The 18,670-nt window shown below is 58.8% G+C and carries 21 protein-coding genes; 7 read left to right on the top strand and 14 right to left on the bottom strand.

The genetic code is table 11. The features are described from left to right. Positions 1-18 precede the first annotated feature (18 nt). Both bfr and ACIGDJ_RS17100 read right to left on the bottom strand, forming a co-directional pair. Positions 19-492 (bottom strand): bacterioferritin, encoded by a 474-nt coding sequence (bfr, locus tag ACIGDJ_RS17105; RefSeq protein WP_042607368.1) that lies wholly within the window; start codon positions 490-492, stop codon positions 19-21. A 200-nt stretch (positions 493-692) separates the two neighbouring features. Then, entirely contained in the window at positions 693-911 is a 219-nt protein-coding gene (locus ACIGDJ_RS17100; RefSeq protein WP_313001081.1) for a bacterioferritin-associated ferredoxin, read from the bottom strand. A gap of 312 nt (positions 912-1,223) precedes the next feature. Between ACIGDJ_RS17100 and ACIGDJ_RS17095 the strand changes: the two genes are divergently transcribed. Next, on the top strand, positions 1,224-1,826 hold the full coding sequence (locus ACIGDJ_RS17095; RefSeq protein ID WP_003227723.1) for a peroxiredoxin: 603 nt from the start codon (positions 1,224-1,226) through the stop codon (positions 1,824-1,826). A gap of 73 nt (positions 1,827-1,899) precedes the next feature. On the opposite strand, the gene rnt is transcribed toward ACIGDJ_RS17095, so the two are convergent. Together rnt and pyrC are read right to left on the bottom strand one after the other, a co-directional pair. Further along, positions 1,900-2,577 carry a ribonuclease T gene (gene rnt, locus ACIGDJ_RS17090; protein WP_090285860.1) on the bottom strand — a complete coding sequence of 226 codons (678 nt, stop codon included), beginning with the start codon at positions 2,575-2,577 and terminating at the stop codon, positions 1,900-1,902. After that, the gene (pyrC, locus tag ACIGDJ_RS17085) at positions 2,574-3,620 is read right to left on the bottom strand and encodes a dihydroorotase (RefSeq protein ID WP_101162158.1); all 1,047 of its coding nucleotides are present in this window, start codon (positions 3,618-3,620) and stop codon (positions 2,574-2,576) included. Before pyrC ends, rnt begins: the two co-directional genes overlap by 4 nt. Positions 3,621-3,780: 160 nt before the next feature. On the opposite strand from pyrC, the gene ACIGDJ_RS17080 reads away from it, so the two are divergent. Both ACIGDJ_RS17080 and ACIGDJ_RS17075 read left to right on the top strand, forming a co-directional pair. After that, positions 3,781-4,695: an OmpA family protein gene (locus ACIGDJ_RS17080; RefSeq protein ID WP_101162160.1), complete on the top strand. Its 915-nt coding sequence runs from the start codon at positions 3,781-3,783 to the stop codon at positions 4,693-4,695. A gap of 129 nt (positions 4,696-4,824) precedes the next feature. Next, entirely contained in the window at positions 4,825-6,042 is a 1,218-nt protein-coding gene (locus tag ACIGDJ_RS17075; protein WP_007953201.1) for an argininosuccinate synthase, read from the top strand. Between the two features lie 124 nt (positions 6,043-6,166). On the opposite strand, the gene ACIGDJ_RS17070 is transcribed toward ACIGDJ_RS17075, so the two are convergent. After that, complete coding sequence (locus tag ACIGDJ_RS17070; protein ID WP_101162162.1) at positions 6,167-6,877, bottom strand: hypothetical protein; 711 nt, start codon at positions 6,875-6,877, stop codon at positions 6,167-6,169. A gap of 431 nt (positions 6,878-7,308) precedes the next feature. Between ACIGDJ_RS17070 and ACIGDJ_RS17065 the strand changes: the two genes are divergently transcribed. Continuing rightward, a complete protein-coding gene (locus ACIGDJ_RS17065; RefSeq protein ID WP_101162163.1) occupies positions 7,309-7,935 on the top strand; it encodes a response regulator transcription factor in 627 nt (208 codons plus the stop codon). 88 nt (positions 7,936-8,023) lie between these two features. Here the strand turns inward: ACIGDJ_RS17065 and ACIGDJ_RS17060 are convergent, their stop codons facing one another. The 8 genes from ACIGDJ_RS17060 to metG all read right to left on the bottom strand — a co-directional run bounded on the left by ACIGDJ_RS17060 (position 8,024) and on the right by metG (position 14,823). Further along, positions 8,024-8,203 carry a PA3496 family putative envelope integrity protein gene (locus ACIGDJ_RS17060; protein WP_016773409.1) on the bottom strand — a complete coding sequence of 60 codons (180 nt, stop codon included), beginning with the start codon at positions 8,201-8,203 and terminating at the stop codon, positions 8,024-8,026. Positions 8,204-8,310: 107 nt separating this feature from the next. Then, positions 8,311-8,949, bottom strand: coding sequence for an endonuclease III (nth, locus tag ACIGDJ_RS17055; RefSeq protein ID WP_039758344.1), 639 nt, complete (start codon positions 8,947-8,949; stop codon positions 8,311-8,313). Further along, positions 8,946-9,518 (bottom strand): Rnf-Nqr domain containing protein, encoded by a 573-nt coding sequence (locus ACIGDJ_RS17050; RefSeq protein WP_101162165.1) that lies wholly within the window; start codon positions 9,516-9,518, stop codon positions 8,946-8,948. The genes nth and ACIGDJ_RS17050 overlap by 4 nt, the downstream gene beginning before the upstream one ends. Next, positions 9,515-10,120: an RnfABCDGE type electron transport complex subunit G gene (locus tag ACIGDJ_RS17045; RefSeq protein WP_397478932.1), complete on the bottom strand. Its 606-nt coding sequence runs from the start codon at positions 10,118-10,120 to the stop codon at positions 9,515-9,517. The genes ACIGDJ_RS17050 and ACIGDJ_RS17045 overlap by 4 nt, the downstream gene beginning before the upstream one ends. Beyond that, a complete protein-coding gene (locus ACIGDJ_RS17040; RefSeq protein WP_397478931.1) occupies positions 10,117-11,100 on the bottom strand; it encodes an RnfABCDGE type electron transport complex subunit D in 984 nt (327 codons plus the stop codon). The genes ACIGDJ_RS17045 and ACIGDJ_RS17040 overlap by 4 nt, the downstream gene beginning before the upstream one ends. Next, positions 11,087-12,091 (bottom strand): electron transport complex subunit RsxB, encoded by a 1,005-nt coding sequence (gene rsxB, locus ACIGDJ_RS17035; protein WP_397478930.1) that lies wholly within the window; start codon positions 12,089-12,091, stop codon positions 11,087-11,089. The genes ACIGDJ_RS17040 and rsxB overlap by 14 nt, the downstream gene beginning before the upstream one ends. Then, positions 12,088-12,657, bottom strand: a complete 570-nt coding sequence (locus tag ACIGDJ_RS17030) for an Rnf-Nqr domain containing protein (RefSeq protein WP_397478929.1) — start codon at positions 12,655-12,657, stop codon at positions 12,088-12,090. Before ACIGDJ_RS17030 ends, rsxB begins: the two co-directional genes overlap by 4 nt. 114 nt (positions 12,658-12,771) lie before the next feature. Beyond that, positions 12,772-14,823: a methionine--tRNA ligase gene (metG, locus tag ACIGDJ_RS17025; protein WP_397504576.1), complete on the bottom strand. Its 2,052-nt coding sequence runs from the start codon at positions 14,821-14,823 to the stop codon at positions 12,772-12,774. 155 nt (positions 14,824-14,978) lie between these two features. On the opposite strand from metG, the gene apbC reads away from it, so the two are divergent. Next, positions 14,979-16,073, top strand: coding sequence for an iron-sulfur cluster carrier protein ApbC (gene apbC, locus ACIGDJ_RS17020; RefSeq protein WP_101162177.1), 1,095 nt, complete (start codon positions 14,979-14,981; stop codon positions 16,071-16,073). A 107-nt stretch (positions 16,074-16,180) separates the two neighbouring features. Here apbC and ACIGDJ_RS17015 read toward each other — a convergent pair whose 3' ends face one another. After that, positions 16,181-16,939: an SDR family oxidoreductase gene (locus ACIGDJ_RS17015; protein WP_101162189.1), complete on the bottom strand. Its 759-nt coding sequence runs from the start codon at positions 16,937-16,939 to the stop codon at positions 16,181-16,183. 161 nt (positions 16,940-17,100) lie between these two features. Between ACIGDJ_RS17015 and ACIGDJ_RS17010 the strand changes: the two genes are divergently transcribed. Next, entirely contained in the window at positions 17,101-17,826 is a 726-nt protein-coding gene (locus ACIGDJ_RS17010; protein ID WP_397478928.1) for a HugZ family protein, read from the top strand. Between the two features lie 71 nt (positions 17,827-17,897). Further along, complete coding sequence (locus ACIGDJ_RS17005; RefSeq protein ID WP_101162193.1) at positions 17,898-18,374, top strand: FxsA family protein; 477 nt, start codon at positions 17,898-17,900, stop codon at positions 18,372-18,374. Positions 18,375-18,670: the final 296 nt, after the last annotated feature.

Raw genomic sequence — 18,670 nt, 5'->3', positions numbered from 1 at the left:
TGACTTGCGAGTGTCAGATCACTCTTCGCCCATCTGCGACTGCAGATAGTTTTCCAGGCCGATCTTGTCGATCAGGCCGAGCTGGGTTTCCAGCCAGTCGATATGTTCTTCTTCCGACTCGAGAATGTCTTCGAGCAGTTCACGGCTGCCGAAGTCGCCAACGGTTTCGCAATGGGCGATGGCGGCTTTCAGGTCGGCGTGGCCAGTCTTTTCGATGCGCAGGTCGCATTCGAGCATTTCGCGGGTGTGTTCGCCGATGTGCAGCTTGCCCAGGTCCTGCACGTTCGGCAGGCCTTCAAGGAACAGAATGCGCTTGATCAGCTTGTCCGCGTGTTTCATCTCGTCGATGGATTCTTTGTATTCGTGCTTGCCGAGCTTGTTCAGACCCCAATCTTCATACATGCGCGCATGCAGAAAGTACTGATTGATCGCGACCAGCTCATTGGCAAGGATCTTGTTGAGATGCTGGATGACTGTAATGTCGCCTTTCATGATCGGAGTCCTGCCCTGTATTAACCGTATATAGGCGGAGTTTGAGCTTGGTGTTTATAAGTGTCAAACCTAAGTTATTGAATAATAAATGAAAATTAATCGGAATAAGAATGTTTGTGTTCCGCGTCTGGACGCTAAGCAATTGATTTTCAGGCATAAAAAAACCGGACATCAAGTCCGGTTCTTTGAAATGAGGGTGTTTACGCAGCAGTAAATTCTACCGGGTACGGGATGGCTGCCTGGGCGGTTTGCAGCTTGGTCAGGGTTTCGCGCACCACTTCCTTGGCAAGGCAGGCGCATTTGCCACACTGGCTGGCGACGCCGGTGGCTTGGCGAACTTCTTTGTAGCTGCAGCATCCTTCATAGATCGCTTCGCGGATCTGTCCGTCGGTGATGCCGGTGCAGAGGCAAACATACATAAGTAATAACCGTCGCTGGTTGTGACTCAATTGCGATGGATCTTAATGTTAACGAGAATGATTGTCAAAGTGCTTTCGGAACGCTTCGTAACCTATTTGCCTGCGACTGACGAACGGTATTTTTCGGGCACTCGCCTGACCCAATGAATACGCAGTGGATACCCGAACAGGGAAAATCCGTTACGGACAGGCCAAACACCCGGTGTATGATGGTCGTCCCTTGCGAAGAGGGTTCGTGTCACAGGGCTGTCGCCTGAGGGTGGCAGGCTGGCCCGGAGCCTGAACTTCAAGTCTTTACACCAGGAGATATCAATGAGCGTACTCGTAGGCAAACAAGCCCCAGACTTCACCGTCCCGGCCGTACTCGGCAATGGCGAGATCGTTGACAGCTTCACCCTGTCCTCGGCCATCAAAGGCAAATACGGCCTGGTGTTTTTCTACCCACTGGACTTCACCTTCGTCTGCCCGTCCGAGCTGATCGCTCTGGACAACCGCATGGCCGACTTCAAGGCACGCAACGTTGAAGTGATCGCTGTGTCGATCGACTCGCACTTCACCCACAACGCCTGGCGCAATACCCCGGTCAACAATGGCGGCATCGGTCAGGTGAAATACACCATGGCTGCCGACATGAAGCACGACATCGCCAAGGCCTACGACGTTGAATCCGAAGGCGGCGTGGCTTTCCGTGGCGCATTCCTGATCGACGACAAAGGCGTGGTTCGCTCGCAGATCATCAACGACCTGCCGCTGGGCCGTAACATGGAAGAGCTGATCCGTCTGGTCGACGCGCTGCAGTTCCACGAAGAGCACGGCGAAGTCTGCCCGGCCAACTGGAAAAAAGGCGACAAAGGCATGAACGCTTCGCCAGAAGGCGTTGCGGCTTACCTGACCGAGAACGCTGCTGCCCTGTAAGGCGCAACGTCGAGGTAAAAAAAACCGGCCCATGTGGCCGGTTTTTTCATGCGCGGGATTTGATTGACGAGGATCAGTCGTCGAAGTCTTCCCAACCGCCCATTTGCTTCCAGCGATTGACGATGCCGCAGAACAGCTCAGCGGTCTTTTCGGTGTCGTAACGCGCCGAGTGCGCTTCACGACCGTCGAAATCGATGCCAGCGGCCTGGCAGGCTTTGGCCAGCACGGTTTGACCGTATGCCAGACCCGCCAGCGTCGCGGTGTCAAAACTGGAGAACGGGTGGAACGGGTTGCGCTTCATGTCCAGCCGCGCAACTGCTGCGTTGAGGAAGCCCAGATCGAAGCTGCTGTTATGCCCGACAAGAATCGCCCGTTTGCAGCCGTTGGCCTTCAGCGCCTTGCGGATGCCACGGAAGATGTCGGTCAGCGCGGTTTCTTCGCTGACGGCCATACGCAGCGGGTGATCGAGCTTGATCCCGGTGAACTCCAGCGCTGCCGCTTCAACGTTCGCACCTTCGAATGGCTCGACGCGGAAGAAGTAGGTGTGATCCGGGTAGACGAAACCCTTTTCATCCATGGCGATGGTGGTCGCGGCAATCTCCAGCAAGGCGTCGGTGGCCGCGTTGAAGCCACCGGTTTCTACGTCGACGACAACCGGCAGGTAGCCGCGAAAACGTGCTGCCATCGGGTGACGGGAACCGCCGCCGCCATTTTGACCGTCCAGCTCGTCGTCGAAATGCTCTTCACTCACGCGTGTTCCTCCAGCAGGCGCCAGCGCAGTTTTTCACCGGCGCGCAGCGGGATAACGGTCAGCTCGCCGAAAGGCAGGCTGGTCGGGGCGGTCCATTCTTCACGAACCAGGGTGATGCGATCAGTGTTAGCCGGCAGGCCGTAGAAGCGCGGGCCGTTGAGGCTGGCGAAGGCTTCGAGCTTGTCCAAAGCGTTACGCTGTTCGAACGCTTCGGCGTACATCTCGATGGCGGCGTAGGCGGTGTAGCAACCGGCGCAACCGCAGGCGGCTTCCTTCGCGTGCTGGGCGTGGGGCGCCGAATCGGTACCGAGGAAGAATTTGGCGCTGCCGCTGGTGGCCGCGTCGAGCAAGGCTTCCTGGTGCGTATTGCGCTTGAGAATTGGCAGGCAGTAGAAATGCGGCCGAATCCCGCCCACCAGCATGTGGTTGCGGTTGTACAGCAGGTGATGCGCGGTGATGGTCGCGCCAACGTTGGCCGAAGCCTCGTTGACGAACTGCACGGCGTCGCCGGTGGTGATGTGTTCGAACACCACTTTCAGCGTCGGGAAACGCTCGACCACGCGGCGCATGTGTTCATCGATGAAGATCTTTTCGCGGTCGAACACATCGACGTCGCCACGGGTGACTTCACCGTGGATCAACAGCGGCATGCCGACGTCGGCCATGGCTTCGAGCGCCGGGAAGATCTTGTCGATGCTGGTCACGCCGGAATCGGAGTTGGTGGTCGCGCCGGCCGGGTAAAGCTTGGCGGCATAGACGAAACCGCTGGCCTTGGCCTGCCGAATTTCTTCCGGTTGGGTGCGGTCGGTGAGGTACAGCACCATCAACGGTTCGAACTGACTGCCGGCCGGGCGGGCAGCGAGAATCCGCTGACGATAGCCGTCGGCTTCAGCGGCGTTGCGCACCGGCGGTACCAGGTTCGGCATGATGATCGCGCGCCCGAAGGTGCGGGCCACATCGGCAACGGTATTGGTCAACACGGCACCATCGCGAAGATGAATGTGCCAGTCGTCGGGACGCAGCAGGGTCAGGCGGTCGGACATGAGGGGCTTCCAGGCGGGTCAAACTGAGGCGAATGCTACCGGAAAAGACTCTTGCAGGCACCCGCTATCAAGTTTTGCCACAAGCGTCCGATATCCCGAAGGTATGCCGTAAACATTGTGTGAATCGGTGTTTGTGTTTCACAAGCCAATGGAGCCTCCCGTGCGCCAGCGTTATTTAGCCCTGCTCAGTGTGTTTGCCAGCCTTCCTGCGATGGCGCTGACTTACCAGACTCGTCTGGAGAACATTGAGTGGACGGTCGCCGGCGACCAGTTTGAGTGCCGTCTGACCCAGCCGATCACCGATTTCGGTTCGGGTGAGTTCGTGCGCAAGGCCGGTGAGCAGGCGATCTTTCGTCTGAATGCCTACAACGCCATGCTCGGCGGCGGTTCAGCGACCTTGTTGGCGGCGGCTGCACCGTGGCAGCCTGGGCGTGGCGACATCAATCTGGGCTCTGTGCGCCTGGGCAGTGGCAACGTCTTGTTCAACAGCTCGCAGTCGCAGGCAGGTGGCTTGATCAGCGGTCTGCTGGACGGCCGTAGTCCGGTGGTACGCCGTGCATCTGGCGATGGCCGAGTCTCCGAAGTGCGTTTGTTGCCGGTGAAATTCAGCAAGGCGTTCAACGACTATCAAGGCTGTGTGGCGAAGTTGCTGCCGCAGAATTTCGACCAGATCAAGCAGTCGCAGATCGGCTTCCCCGGCGAAGGCGTCGATCTGGACCCGGCCGCCAAGGCGAAACTGCAAGTGATGCTCGACTACATGAAGGCTGATCCGACGGTGAACCACATCGAACTCGACGGCCACTCGGACAACAGCGGCAATCGCCTGACCAACCGTGAACTGTCGCGCCGCCGGGCGCTGGCGGTGGTCGACTTCTTCAAGGCCAATGGCATTCAGGAGTCGCAGATTACCGTGCGTTTCCATGGGGAGCAGTATCCAATCGTGCCCAACACCAGCAAGGCCAACCGCGCAAAGAACCGTCGGGTCAACGTGAAACTGGCGCGCGTGGCACCAACCACGGCACCGGCACCGGCACCGCAAGCGAGTACGCCGGCCACCGCTGCAGCGACTTCCTGACTCGCCGGTCATCGTCGCGCTCTCGACAGATTCTGTCGCTTTGTCGTCTTAAGCTGTCGCGCCTCTGTAAATTATCGCGTTTGAGCGGTAGACTCCCCGGCTTTCCGTAGAACCCCGTGGAGTGATGGCATGGCGGACGTAAACAAGGTCGTTCTGGCGTATTCCGGCGGCCTGGACACTTCGGTGATCCTCAAGTGGCTGCAGGATACTTATAACTGTGAAGTGGTGACCTTCACCGCCGATCTCGGTCAAGGCGAAGAGGTCGAGCCGGCCCGCGCCAAGGCTCAGGCCATGGGCGTCAAAGAAATCTACATCGACGATCTGCGCGAAGAGTTCGTGCGTGATTTCGTGTTCCCGATGTTCCGCGCCAACACCGTTTACGAAGGCGAGTACCTGCTGGGTACGTCGATCGCCCGTCCGCTGATCGCCAAACGCCTGATCGAAATCGCCAACGAAACCGGCGCCGATGCCATTTCCCACGGCGCCACCGGCAAGGGTAACGACCAGGTGCGTTTCGAACTGGGCGCCTACGCGCTCAAGCCTGGTGTGAAAGTCATTGCCCCTTGGCGCGAGTGGGACTTGCTGTCGCGCGAGAAGCTGATGGACTACGCCGAGAAGCACGCGATCCCGATCGAACGCCACGGCAAGAAGAAATCCCCGTACTCGATGGACGCCAACCTGCTGCACATCTCCTATGAAGGCGGTGTGCTGGAAGACACCTGGACCGAGCACGAAGAGGACATGTGGCGCTGGACCGTCTCCCCGGAGAAAGCGCCTGATACCCCGCAATACCTGGAACTGACTTACCGCAACGGCGACATCGTCGCGCTGGACGGCGTCGAGATGACCCCGGCCACGGTTCTGGCGACGCTGAACAAGATCGGCGGCGAGCACGGCATTGGTCGTCTCGATATCGTTGAAAACCGCTATGTCGGCATGAAATCCCGTGGCTGCTACGAAACCCCGGGCGGCACCATCATGCTGCGCGCGCACCGCGCCATCGAATCGATCACTCTGGATCGCGAAGTCGCTCACTTGAAAGACGAGCTGATGCCGAAATACGCCAGCCTGATCTACACCGGCTACTGGTGGAGCCCTGAGCGTCTGATGCTGCAACAAATGATCGACGCTTCGCAGGTCAACGTGAACGGTGTGGTGCGTCTCAAGCTGTACAAGGGCAACGTCATCGTCACCGGCCGCAAGTCCGATGACTCGCTGTTCGATGCCAACATCGCGACCTTCGAAGAAGACGGCGGCGCTTACAACCAGGCGGACGCGGCGGGCTTCATCAAGCTCAACGCGCTGCGCATGCGCATTGCTGCCAACAAGGGCCGCAAGTTGTTCTGAGCGACTTAGATCGACGCGTAATAAAAAAGGCGGCCTTGTTCAGGGCCGCCTTTTTTTTGGAACTTTCATCTGGTTCATCAAGCCGTTTCTCTTGTCTGCCTGTTTGCGGGATGCGCCTTGCCTGTCAACTGGTTCGCCCCAACAGAGTCACTGTCTGCGTGCACAGGTTGTAAACGACACACAGTGTTGCACCCGAGTTTTTCTTCGCCTGTTTGATTTGTTGCACTGCAGTATGTGCCAAAGCGTCCGAAACGTGATTCGACAGGAAAACCAGCACTCGCGGATCTTTTTTACCAGCGCTGCGGAGCGTGTCGAGAATCGCATCGAACTCCCGGGAAGCGTCTACGCCTCTGGCATCGATGATGTTCAGTTCACTTATCAGTGGTGACAGTCTGATCGTCTGGACCACCGGGTTGGCTTGGCCGTCTATACCGAGTGGTGGGTCAGGCGCGTTGTGAATCCTGCATGTACGCCGGAATCCGCCGCCCGCAGTGTTGCTGGAAACCACGCAGCTGGTTATCTCGAAAGTGCACGGTCCATCGGTTTTGCGCACCGGTTTTCGTTCGCTGTCACGTTCCGTATGTTCAGCCGCTTTGAGGAAGTTCTTGTCCTTGCCGAAATCCGAGGGCGAGTAGAGTGAGCGGTGATTGAAGTTGAGAGTGATAAAAAAAAGAAATAACAAGTAAAACGGAAAGCTGATCAGAAACCAGACATAAATCTCTCGATCCTCGTTGTCGAGAAACGGCAGCGAGACTGCCGCCGAAGTTTCCGAAAGAATGGCGAATATCGCAATAACCGTCATTGGGTTGGTAATTTTTTGCTTTATCCTAAGCATATTATAAGTTCCTTTTTATGTATGTGGGGTCGAGTTCTATATATAGCAAAAGCCTTCGTTAAAGTTTCAGCCTGTTGTTTCAAGTTTTATAGGAGGATTGCTGGCGAGTCGAATTTGCAGTAGTGGTGGATCGTTACGTCATATGTCGGATCGGTCGCCAGACGAAAACAGTTGTGAAAGTTGCGAATGGCTGAACGTGAATGCAGCGCTGCGTAGGAAGCGTGCGCAGTAAACGGCCGGCTAGGTTCGGTCTTGATGGGCAGGGAGCGGTCGCGGTGGGTGTGGAGGTGTCTATTTGTGGGAATTATCCTCAATGCGTGTAGGGAATGTCTCTCGATGCAACCGCGTGGAAAAGTTGTTATGCGTTCGAGCAAGTGAGTGGGATATCGTGCGTGTTCTAAAAATTCGAACAGCGAAAACTGGACTTGCCCATGAATAAAGTGCTGATCGTGGATGACCACCCCGTCATTCGACTTGCGGTACGTATGCTGATGGAACGGCATGGTTACGAAGTCATTGCAGAAACGGATAATGGCGTTGATGCGCTACAAATTGCGCGCGAACAAATGCCCGATCTTGTCATTCTGGATATTGGGATACCGAAACTCGATGGGCTGGAAGTTATTGCGCGCCTGACTTCCATCGCCATGCCAGTAAAAGTGCTGGTCCTGACTTCCCAGGCTCCCGGACATTTTTCAATGCGATGCATGCAATCGGGTGCAGCCGGTTATGTGTGCAAGCAGCAGGACCTGACCGAGTTGCTGAGTGCGATCAAGGCCGTTCTATCCGGTTACAGCTATTTCCCCAATCAGGCTCTGCATACCGTGCGAACCAGTCTGGGCAATGCGAGTGAGGCGGACATGGTCGATCGTCTGTCCGGGCGGGAGATGATGGTGTTGCAGCAGTTGGCGCGCGGCAAGACCAACAAGGAAATCGCCGACGGCATGTTTTTAAGCAACAAGACGGTGAGTACTTACAAGACTCGCTTGTTGTTGAAGCTCAATGCGCGATCTCTGGTTGATCTGATCGAACTGGCGCAACGCAATGGTCTGGTCTGAACGAATCGACAGCTGAGAACGTCATGGGCCGATCAAGCTCAGTTGTCGCAGAAAATAAAAAGCCTCCGGTTCGGGAGGCCTTCAGGTATCACAGATCAAAATCGTAATCGGCCAATTGCCGTTGCAGTCGGCGCTCCTCAAGCAGGTTGTCGATTGTGCGACGCTTGCTGAGGTTGGTCTTGGCCACTTCAACCACCGGTTCGACCTCATCGGCCTCGACGGCAATAAAATCTTCTTCTACATCCAGTTGCTCTTTGTCGGTACTCATGAAGTCAACTCCCGGCTAAGACTGCCTTTGGCGCTCCTTATATCGACATTAGTGCGGCGGGTAAAAAAGATTTTTTCAATCGGTGCATGCAAAAAACCGATGACGGCTCAATCGTCGGAAGTTTTATGTTTGTATTCGCACAAATCTTCAATGCGGCAGCTGCCGCAGCGCGGTTTGCGCGCCAGACACACATAACGCCCGTGCAGAATCAACCAATGGTGCGAGTCGAGCAGGAATTCTTTCGGTACAAACTTCATCAACTTCATTTCAACTTCCACCACATTTTTCCCCGGCGCGATGCCGGTGCGGTTGCTGACGCGGAAGATGTGCGTGTCGACCGCCATGGTCAATTGACGGAACGCGGTGTTGAGCACCACATTGGCGGTCTTGCGCCCGACGCCGGGCAAGGCTTCCAGTTCTTCACGGGTCTGCGGGACTTCGCCGCCATGGCGTTCAACCAGCAAACGGCAGGTTTCGATGACGTTCTTCGCCTTGCTGTTGTAGAGGCCGATCGTCTTGATGTACTCCGATAGCCCCTCGACACCCAGCGCATGGATAGCGGCGGGGGTATTGGCGACGGGGAAAAGCCTGGCGGTGGCCTTGTTCACGCCGACATCGGTGGACTGCGCCGAAAGAATCACCGCAATCAGCAGCTCGAACGGCGAAGAGTAGGCCAGTTCGGTTTTCGGCTCGGGATTGTCTTCGTGCAGTCGGCGAAATATCTCAAGACGTTTTGCAGCATTCATGGGCGATGCGTTTCCTTGATGACAGAGTTGCGGCGTGTCCACGCCTGACCAGCGGCGAGAAGCAGACCCAGTAATACAAAAGCGCCGGGGACCAGGGTAATCAGATGCAGCCCCTCGTCAAATAAAACCAGGCCTTGCCATTGCGTCGAAAAACCTCGGCCAAGGGTGCCATGACCGATGATCTCCCGCAGCCCGCCGATCAACACCATAAACGTGCCGAACATGGCGCAGCGTTTGAAGCTGGCCGTGACGGGCTTGCGGAAGAAACCGTGGTATTCAAGCACGACGCAGTGCAAGGCGATCAGCCCTATATAAAGCTCAGACGTCTGCTGCCATGGCAAAAGCCAGCGTTGCGCCAGGAGGTCTGCACAACTGGTCAACGTTGCGGCGAGTATCACGCTGGCCAGCAAAACGCTTGTATCCGCCAGGCGATCGCGTAACGGCGCCATGCACACGACAAACAAACCAGTAACCACGCTGAGCATCAAGGTCATCCCCAGCGCAGCGTTTAACGTTTGTGTGGCGCCCAGAAGTGGCACCAGCAGCAAAAAATTCGCTGCACGCGTCATGTCCCAGCTCCCAGCAACAGCGCACGATGCTCATCGAAATAACGCAGTGCATCATGGATTGCATTGACGGCGGCACGGGAGGTAACGGTTGCACCGGCGATTTGATCGAATTGCCCTTGATCCTTTTTCAGCGCCCAACCCGCGTCCGTCGGTTCGCTGCGCGATTGACCGGTGAAACTGCGCAGCCAGGCATTCGGCCAGTCGCCAATGTCACCGCCCAGCCCCGGCGTTTCGCGCTGCTCAAGGGTTTTGACACCGAGGAGTTTGCCGTTGACATCAATGGCGATCAGCAGCTCGAGCATACCCGCATAACCTACGCTGCGACTGCGCAACAGCACGGCCACGGTTTGCCCGGACCGCATGGCGCGATAGCCGCCCGCCAGCGTGCTGTGGCGCAAGGTTGAGTCGACGAGCGTCAGTGGTTGCTCCAGTGGCTGGTTGTCGTAGTACCCGGCAGCAAGCACATCGAGCAGTTTGCGGCTGTCGAGCAAACGCAGCTCGGCGGCAATCTGCGGCGCGCTGTTGAGCTGCAGCAGGTAAGTTGCGCTCGCCCCGCCCAGCGTCAGGAGCAGCACCGTCACCACACTCGCCGAGCGGTTCATGTGCTCACCGGCGGCTGGCGGCTGGCGGCGAAGCGCTCCAGCGTCGGCACCAGAAGATTCATCAGCAATACCGCAAACGCGACGCCGTCCGGGTAACCACCCCAAGTGCGAATCAGATAAGTCAGCAGGCCAACGCCGACCCCGAACAGCAGGCGAGCGAGGGCGCTTCTCGCGCCTGATATCGGTTCGGTGACGATAAAAAACGCACCGAGCATTGTGGCGCCGCTGAACAGATGAAACAGCGGCGAGCCATGGGAATCCGAGCCCGAGCCGTTCCAGCACAACAAGCTGATGACGAACAGACTGGCGAGCATCCCCACCGGTGCGTGCCAGGAAAAGACTCGCCGCTGCAACAGCCACAGGCCGCCGAGCAGAAACGCCAGATTCACCCATTCCCCACCGCGCCCGCCGAAACGACCGAAGGCCGCGTTACTGGCGAACAGCTCATCCATGGTCAGGCTTTTGTTGAGGCGCAGGCTGTCCAGCGCCGTGGCCTGCACCCAGGCGTCCGGTGCTTGAGCTGGATTGAAAACCTGTTGCAGCGCGCTAACAAAATCCAGTCCATGACCTGGCCAATGGATCATCGCTTGCGGGAACAGCGCGATGCTCAGGGCGAAGCCAAGCATTGCCGGGTTGAAGGGGTTTTTGCCGACGCCGCCATACAGGTGCTTGCCGAACAACAAGCCCGAAGCGGTCGCGATAACCGTCAGCCACCATGGGCAATAAGCCGGCAGCGAAATGGCCAGCAACATCGCACTGACCAGCGCACTGCCATCGCGCAAGGCCGATTGCACGGCTTGTCGCCGCAGACTGGCGACGCTCGCCTCGACGAGCAAAGCGCTGATAACCGCCAGCAGCAGATTGATCACAACCCCCCAGCCATAAAGCCAGAACATCGCGAGCAGCCCCGGCAGTGCAGCGAGCAGCACGGTATTCATCGCCTGTCGCAGGCGATCATCCGCTGCCTCAAGGGGCGGCATGGTCTTGCACCCGACGCTCGGCGTCAGCCACGGCTTGCTCCAGTGTTGCGATCTGCTGCGGCGCTACTGCCGCTGCCTGGGCTTTTTTCAGCTCGGCGCGGCGCATGGCCAGTTGAATCTTGGCTCGCTTGAGTTCGGCGTCGTTGCTCGGGGCAGGGACGACGGGAACCGACGGTTGGCTACTTTCCAGGATCGCCAACGCTTGCTCGGCAGTTTCGAAGTGTTGCTGCAGGACGATCAATTGCGACTGTTGCTCGAACGTCGGCGGATGACCGAAGGCTTTCAGCGATTTGTGCAACTGAGCCCGACTCATCGCTACATCGACCTTGGCCTTCTTCAGCGCCGTATCAGCGCTCGCGGCTTTTTGCGCACGCACCCGCTCAAGTGCAGCCTGCACCGGGTCAGCGGTCGAAACCTGCGGCTGTGCCGCACGTGCGGCTCGCGCTTCACGTTCAGCCTGCTTTTGCTGTTCTTCGCGCAGCAAGCGCTGGTTGCGCCGCTCGAAACGCTGGCGCGCGTGGTCACGCTTTTCGGCGCGGACGCGCTGCCCTTCAAGATCGAACGCAAGGCCGCCAACCACAGCAATCGTGTTCGCAGGCAAAGGATGCATTTCGATGCAGTCGACCGGGCAAGGCGCCACGCACAGATCACAACCGGTGCATTCATCGATCAGCACGGTGTGCATGAGTTTTGCCGCGCCGACAATGGCATCGACCGGGCAGGCCTGAATGCACTTGGTGCAGCCGATGCATTCAGCCTCGCGGATGAACGCGATTTGCGGCGGTGCCGGGCCACGGCTGATGTCCAGTTCCAGCACCGGTATTTTCAACAACTCGGCCAGGGTTGCGATGGTTTCCTCGCCGCCCGGCGGGCACTTGTTGATCGGCTCGCCGTCAACGATGCCTTGTGCATACGGTTTGCACCCGGGATGGCCGCATTTGCCGCATTGGGTCTGCGGTAAAAGGGCATCGATGCGTTGAATCAGACTCATGTTTTGATCAATCCACTGAATCCGAGAAATATCACTGCGATCAGTCCGGCGCTGATCAGATCGATCGGCAGGCCGCGAAAGGGCAGGGGAATATCGTCATCGGCCGTGCGCTCGCGCAGATCGCTGAACAGGCTGAGCACCAGCCAGAAACCCAGCCCGGCGCCGAGGCTCAGCGCCGTCGCGTGCAGCAGGCCCTGATCGTTTTGCGCGTTGATCAGCGCCAGTCCGAGTACGCCTGCGTTGCCGAGCAAGAGCGGCCATAATCCATTGAACGGCCAATCCGGCAGCCCGCGCGCCAGCAGTTTCAGCAGCGGCGTCATCAACAACACGCTCAATGGCAGAAACACGAACAGGCGCAGCGACTCAAGCTGCAATGGCAGCAGTATCCAGTGCCAGATCGCGTGCCCGATGACGCCGACAAACACCATCAGGCACAACGTCGCCAACCCCAGCGCATGCACCTGGCGTCGGTTGCCCGCCAACAGCGGATCGACGCCCAGCGGCCAGTGCAACACGAAGTTGTTAAGCAGCGCAGCACTGATCAGCGTTAACACGAGTTCGGTCATGGTTCTGCCAGCGAAACGGGCGGGTCTCTTTTAAGGTTAGGCACTGTCGGGCCAGATATGAAAAATCCCACCGGCATGCAAAGCACGTCGGTGGGATCGTTTTACGGCAAGGCCTTACTTGATGCGCTGACCCGGCTTGGCGCCGCTGTCCGGGCTCAGCAAGTAAATCTCTTCACCGCCGGGACCTGCCGCCATCACCATGCCTTCGGAGATACCGAACTTCATTTTCCGTGGCTTGAGGTTGGCGATCATCATGGTCAGGCGACCGTCGAGTTTGGACGGGTCCGGATACGCGCTCTTGATCCCGGAGAACACGTTGCGTTGCTCGTCACCGATGTCGAGGGTCAGGCGCAGCAGCTTGTCCGCGCCCTCGACGTGCTCAGCCTTGACGATCAGCGCCACGCGCAGGTCGATGGCGGCGAACGCGTCGAAATCGATTTCCGGCGACAGCGGATCCTTGGCCAGTTCGCCATTACCCGCAGGTGCGTCAGCGCCGGTGTCGGTCTGGCTGGCGGTCAGGTCTTCCCTGGAGGCGTCGGTCATGGCTTGCACTTTTACCGGGTCGATGCGGGTCATCAACGGTTTGAACTCATTCAACTGATGGTTGGCCAGCAGCGTGGTGTGATCGTTCCAGGTCAGCGGTGCGACGTTGAGGAACGCCTCCGCATCGGCGGCGAGCAACGGCAGCACCGGTTTGAGGAAGATCACCAACTGGCGGAACAGGTTGACGCCGGTGGCGCAGATCGCCTGGACTTCATCCTGCTTGCCTTCCTGCTTGTTCAGCGACCACGGTGCCTTGTCGGCAATCCACGCGTTGGCGCGGTCGGCCAGGGCCATGGTTTCGCGCATGGCACGGGCGAAGTCGCGGGCCTCATAAGCGTCGGCAATGCTCGGTGCAGCGGCGAGGAAAGCCTCGGTCAGCTCCGGCGCGGCATTGTGGTCGACCAGCAGACCACCGTTGCCCTTGTGGATGAAACCGGCGCAACGGCTGGCGATGTTGACCACTTTGCCGACCAGGTCGGAGTTGACCTTCTGCACGAAATCTTCGAGGTTCAGGTCGAGGTCATCGACGCCACGGCCAAGCTTGGCCGCGTAGTAGTAGCGCAGGTATTCCGGTGACAGGTGATCCAGGTACGTGCGGGCCTTGATGAAGGTGCCGCGCGACTTGGACATTTTCTGGCCGTTGACGGTCAGGTAGCCGTGCACGTTGATCGCGGTCGGCTTGCGGAAGCCGGCGCCTTCAAGCATCGCGGGCCAGAACAGCGCGTGGAAATTGACGATGTCCTTGCCGATGAAGTGATACAGCTCGGCAGTCGAATCCTTGCCCCAGAACGCGTCGAAATCCAGCGCAGGCGTGCGGTTGCAGAGGTTCTTGAAGCTGGCCATGTAGCCGATCGGCGCATCCAGCCACACGTAGAAATATTTGCCCGGCTCGCCCGGAATCTCGAAGCCGAAGTACGGCGCATCGCGGGAGATGTCCCACTGTTGCAGGCCGGCATCGAGCCATTCGGCGATCTTGTTGGCCACGGCGTCCTGCAGCGTGCCACTGCGGGTCCAGGCCTGCAGCATGTCCTGGAAGTCCGGCAGCTTGAAGAAGAAGTGCTGGGAATCCTTGAGCACCGGGGTGGCGCCGGAGATCGCCGATTTCGGATCCTTCAGGTCGGTCGGTGCGTAGGTCGCGCCGCATTTTTCGCAGTTGTCGCCGTACTGGTCTTCGGTGCCGCATTTCGGGCAGGTGCCCTTGATGAAGCGGTCGGCCAGGAACATTTTCTTTTCCGGGTCGAAATACTGGGTGATCGAGCGCTGGGCGATGTGCCCGGCGTCACGCAGCTTGAGGTAGATCTGGCTCGACAGCTCACGGTTTTCTTCGGCGTGAGTGGAATGGAAATTGTCGAAATCGACCAGGAAGTCGGCAAAGTCGGCGCTGTGTTCAGCCTGCACATTGGCGATCAGTTGTTCCGGGGTGATGCCTTCCTTTTCTGCGCGCAGCATGATCGCCGAACCGTGGGCGTCGTCGGCGCAGACATAGATGCATTGGTTGCCGCGATGCTTCTGGAAGCGCACCCACATATCGGTCTGGATGTATTCCAGCATGTGGCCAAGGTGGATCGAACCGTTGGCGTAGGGCAGGGCGCTGGTGACGAGGATCTTGCGTGGCTCGGACATGTAGGGCTTCGCTACTTGATGAAACGGAGGTCGGCCACTATAAAGCGCCGGACAAGATATTTCACCCCTGCAAATCGTTGCCGGGCATGCCGTCCGGAGGATAGAAGGGGTAGGATAGCCGCCATCTTTTCCCAGTCTTGTTATCGGAGTTGCCCATGAGCGCCGTCACTCGCGCAGCGGTGGAAGCCGTCCTCAGCCAATACACCGACCCTTACCTGAACCAGGACCCGGTCAGCGCCGGTTGCGTGAAAAACATCGAGATCATCGGTGACCGCGTCAATGTGCAGCTGGAAATCGGTTACGCCGCCGGACTGTTCAAGAGCGGTTGGGCGCAATTGCTGCAACTGGCCATCGAAAACATCGACGGCGTGGTCATCGCTCGCGTCGAGGTCAACAGCGTGATCGCCGCGCATAAGGCCCAGGCGCAGATTCCGGGGCTGGCCAACGTCAAGAACGTCGTCGCCGTCGCTTCCGGCAAGGGTGGCGTGGGCAAATCCACCACCGCTGCCAACCTCGCACTGGCGCTGGCGCGTGAAGGCGCCAAGGTGGGGATTCTCGACGCCGATATCTACGGCCCGAGCCAGGGCATCATGTTCGGCATCCCCGAGCGCACCCGGCCAGAGGTCAGGGACCAGAAATGGTTTGTGCCGCTCAAGGCTCACGGTGTGGAAGTCATGTCGATGGCTTTTCTGACCGACGACAACACGCCGATGGTCTGGCGCGGGCCGATGGTCTCCGGGGCGTTGCTGCAACTGGTTACGCAGACCGCATGGGGCGATCTGGATTATCTGGTCATCGACATGCCACCAGGCACCGGCGACATTCAACTGACCCTGGCACAGAAAGTCCCGGTGGCGGGCGCGGTGATCGTCACCACGCCGCAGGATCTGGCGCTGCTCGACGCACGCAAAGGCGTGGAAATGTTCCGCAAGGTCAACATTCCGGTGTTGGGCGTGGTGGAAAACATGGCCGTGCACATCTGCTCGAACTGCGGGCATGCCGAGCATCTGTTCGGTGAGGGCGGTGGCGAGAAGCTTGCCACCCAGTACGGCGTCGAACTGCTGGCCTCGCTGCCGCTGTCGATGCTGATCCGCGAACAGGCCGATGGCGGCAAGCCGACGGTGATCGCCGAGCCGGACAGCCAGATCGCCATGGTTTACCAGGAACTGGCCCGCCACGTCGGCGCGCGGATCGTGCTGCAGGAAGCGGCTACGCCGGCGATGCCGAATATCACCATCAGCGACGATTGATCAGCGTCGCCTGCAAAAAGATCGCAGCCTCGCTTCGCTCGTCAGCTCCTACACATTTGCCGTAGGAGCTGACGAGCGGAGCGAGGCTGCGATCTTTTGACTTTGCTTTAGATTCGCAACCCGCCATCCATCTCCAGAATCCGCCCGGTGTAGTAGTCGTTTTCGAAGATGTACGCCGCCGAATGGGCGATCTCTTGCGGTTTGCCCATGCGCTTGAGCGGGATGCCCGAGGTCATTTTCTCCAGCGCTTCGGGTTTCATGCCCAGGGTCATTTCGGTTTCGATGAAGCCCGGCGCGATGCCGGCCACGCGAATGCCGTAACGCGCCAGCTCCTTGGCCCAGGTCACGGTCGCTGCGGCGACACCGGCCTTGGCCGCGGAATAGTTGGTCTGGCCGACGTTGCCGGCGCGGGAGATCGACGAGATGTTGATAATCGCGCCGCTGTTCTTCAACTCGACCATTTTCGCCGCCACCTCACGGGTGCACAGGAAGACGCCGGTCAGGTTCACATCGATGACTGCCTGCCACTGGGCCAGGCTCATTTTGCTCATTTCGCCGTCCTTGACCTTCAGCAACAGGCCGTCACGCAGAATCCCGGCGTTGTTGATCAGACCGTGAATCGCGCCAAAGTCAGCGGCAACCTGGGCGACCATGTGCTCGACCTGCTCTTCATTGGCGACGTTGCACAGATAGCTGCGCGCCTCGACGCCCCTGGCTTTGCACGCGGCGACGGCGTCGTCGAGCTTTTCCTGATTCAGATCGACCAGCGCGAGCTTCGCACCTTTGCCGGCGAAGTACTCGGCCATGGAGCGGCCCAAACCCTGGCAACCGCCGGTGATAATGATTACTTTGTCGTTGAGTTGCATGTGCGTGCCCCGAGTGCTGGTCTGATGGTTTTTATTCTTGGCGGCTCCCGTTCCGCCCCGGCCATGGCTGGGTCGCGCAGAAGCATTGCCCGATGGCGTGGCCGACCTGTTGTCGTGCGCCTGTCCGTTTTTTCGACGGATTCTATTCAAGGAGTCATAAATTGAGCGTTGAAGTGGCGAAGAATGCCCGAGAATTGCTTCTCAAGGAATACCGTGGAGTGCTCTCGACCCACTCCAAATCGATGCCCGGTTTCCCGTTCGGCTCCGTGGTTCCCTATTGCCTGGATGAGCAGGGCCGGCCGCTGATCCTCATCAGCCGTATCGCCCAGCACACCCACAACCTGCAAAAAGACCCGAAGTGCTCGATGCTGGTCGGCGAGCGCGAGGCCGACGATGTACAGGCGGTCGGGCGTCTGACGTATCTGGCCGAGGCGCAAAAGCTTGAAGACCCGACCGCCATCGAGTCAGCCGCCGAGCGTTACTACCGCTATTTCCCCGACTCGCAGAATTATCACCAGGCCCACGATTTCGATTTTTGGGTACTCAATCCGGTGCGCCACCGCTACATCGGCGGGTTCGGCGCGATCCACTGGATCGACGATCTGACCTTGGCCAACCCGTTCGCCGGCAAGGCCGAAATCAGCATGGTCGAGCACATGAACAGCGATCACGCCAAGGCCATCGCCCATTACGTCGAGCTCGCCGGGCTGCCAGGCAATGTGCCGGCACAACTGGCCGGGGTCGACAGCGAAGGGATGCATTTACGCATCGGTCAGGCGTTGTACTGGCTAGGCTTCCCAAGCCCTTGCAATACGCCGACACACGTGCGCGAAGCCTTGGTTTCATTGGCTCACGTCGAGGTCTGGCCAAAAAAAGCGGATTCTTAAGGTTGAATTCACGCAAGGGCGACGTCATCTAAGGCTTACTGCAAGGCATTTCTTGCGTTGAGGACATTTTGATGCGCCCTTTTCTGTTGCTCTTTCTGCTGTTTCCAGTGCTGGAGCTGTTCGTATTCGTCAAAGTGGCAGGGGCGATCGGGTTCTTCCCGGCCCTGCTGCTGATCATTCTCGGCTCGATGTTCGGCGTGTTCGTGCTGCGCGTCGCCGGCCTGGCCACGGCACTGCGTGCCCGGGAAAGCCTGAACCGCGGCGAATTGCCCGCGCAAACCATGCTCGAAGGCCTGATGCTGGCGTTGGCCGGTGGCCTGTTGATCATTCCCGGGTTCATCAGTGACGTCGTCGGTCTGGTGATGCTGTTGCCGGTCACCCGGCGTCTGCTGGCGAACAAGATGCGCCAGCGCGCCGAAGACCAGGCCATGCGCCAGCGCGCCTTCGCCGATGACCTGCAGCCGCGTGGCGGGCCGGCGCCGCGCGAGCCGCTGGGCCGTGAGCCCAATGTGATCGAAGGCGAGTTCGAACACCGCGACCACAAGTAACATCAGCCTCGACACGGCACCTTCGGGTGCCGTGCTCGTTTATGGCTGTTATTCACCGTGCCTGGATGAAAAATTTTTTCGGCCAGCCCTTGTAATCGGCTTGTACGCCCCTATGTATCGGTCACCGAAAGGTTTCCGGTATTCAACCGGACAGACTTGCGCGGTTCGCTCGACGAGCCGCACCCGGCACAGGCCGGATTTGTTAAACCCGCCGGGACTACACCGGCCGATGAAAACCACAATTAGGAGAGATCGACAATGAAGCTTCGTCCTCTGCATGACCGCGTCGTCAACCG

Origin of the sequence: Pseudomonas sp. NPDC079367, from assembly GCF_044542195.1 — a bacterium.
Lineage (GTDB): Bacteria > Pseudomonadota > Gammaproteobacteria > Pseudomonadales > Pseudomonadaceae > Aquipseudomonas.
Note: the sequence above shows the minus strand (reverse complement) of the source record. Positions and strands in the feature narration are given on the sequence as shown.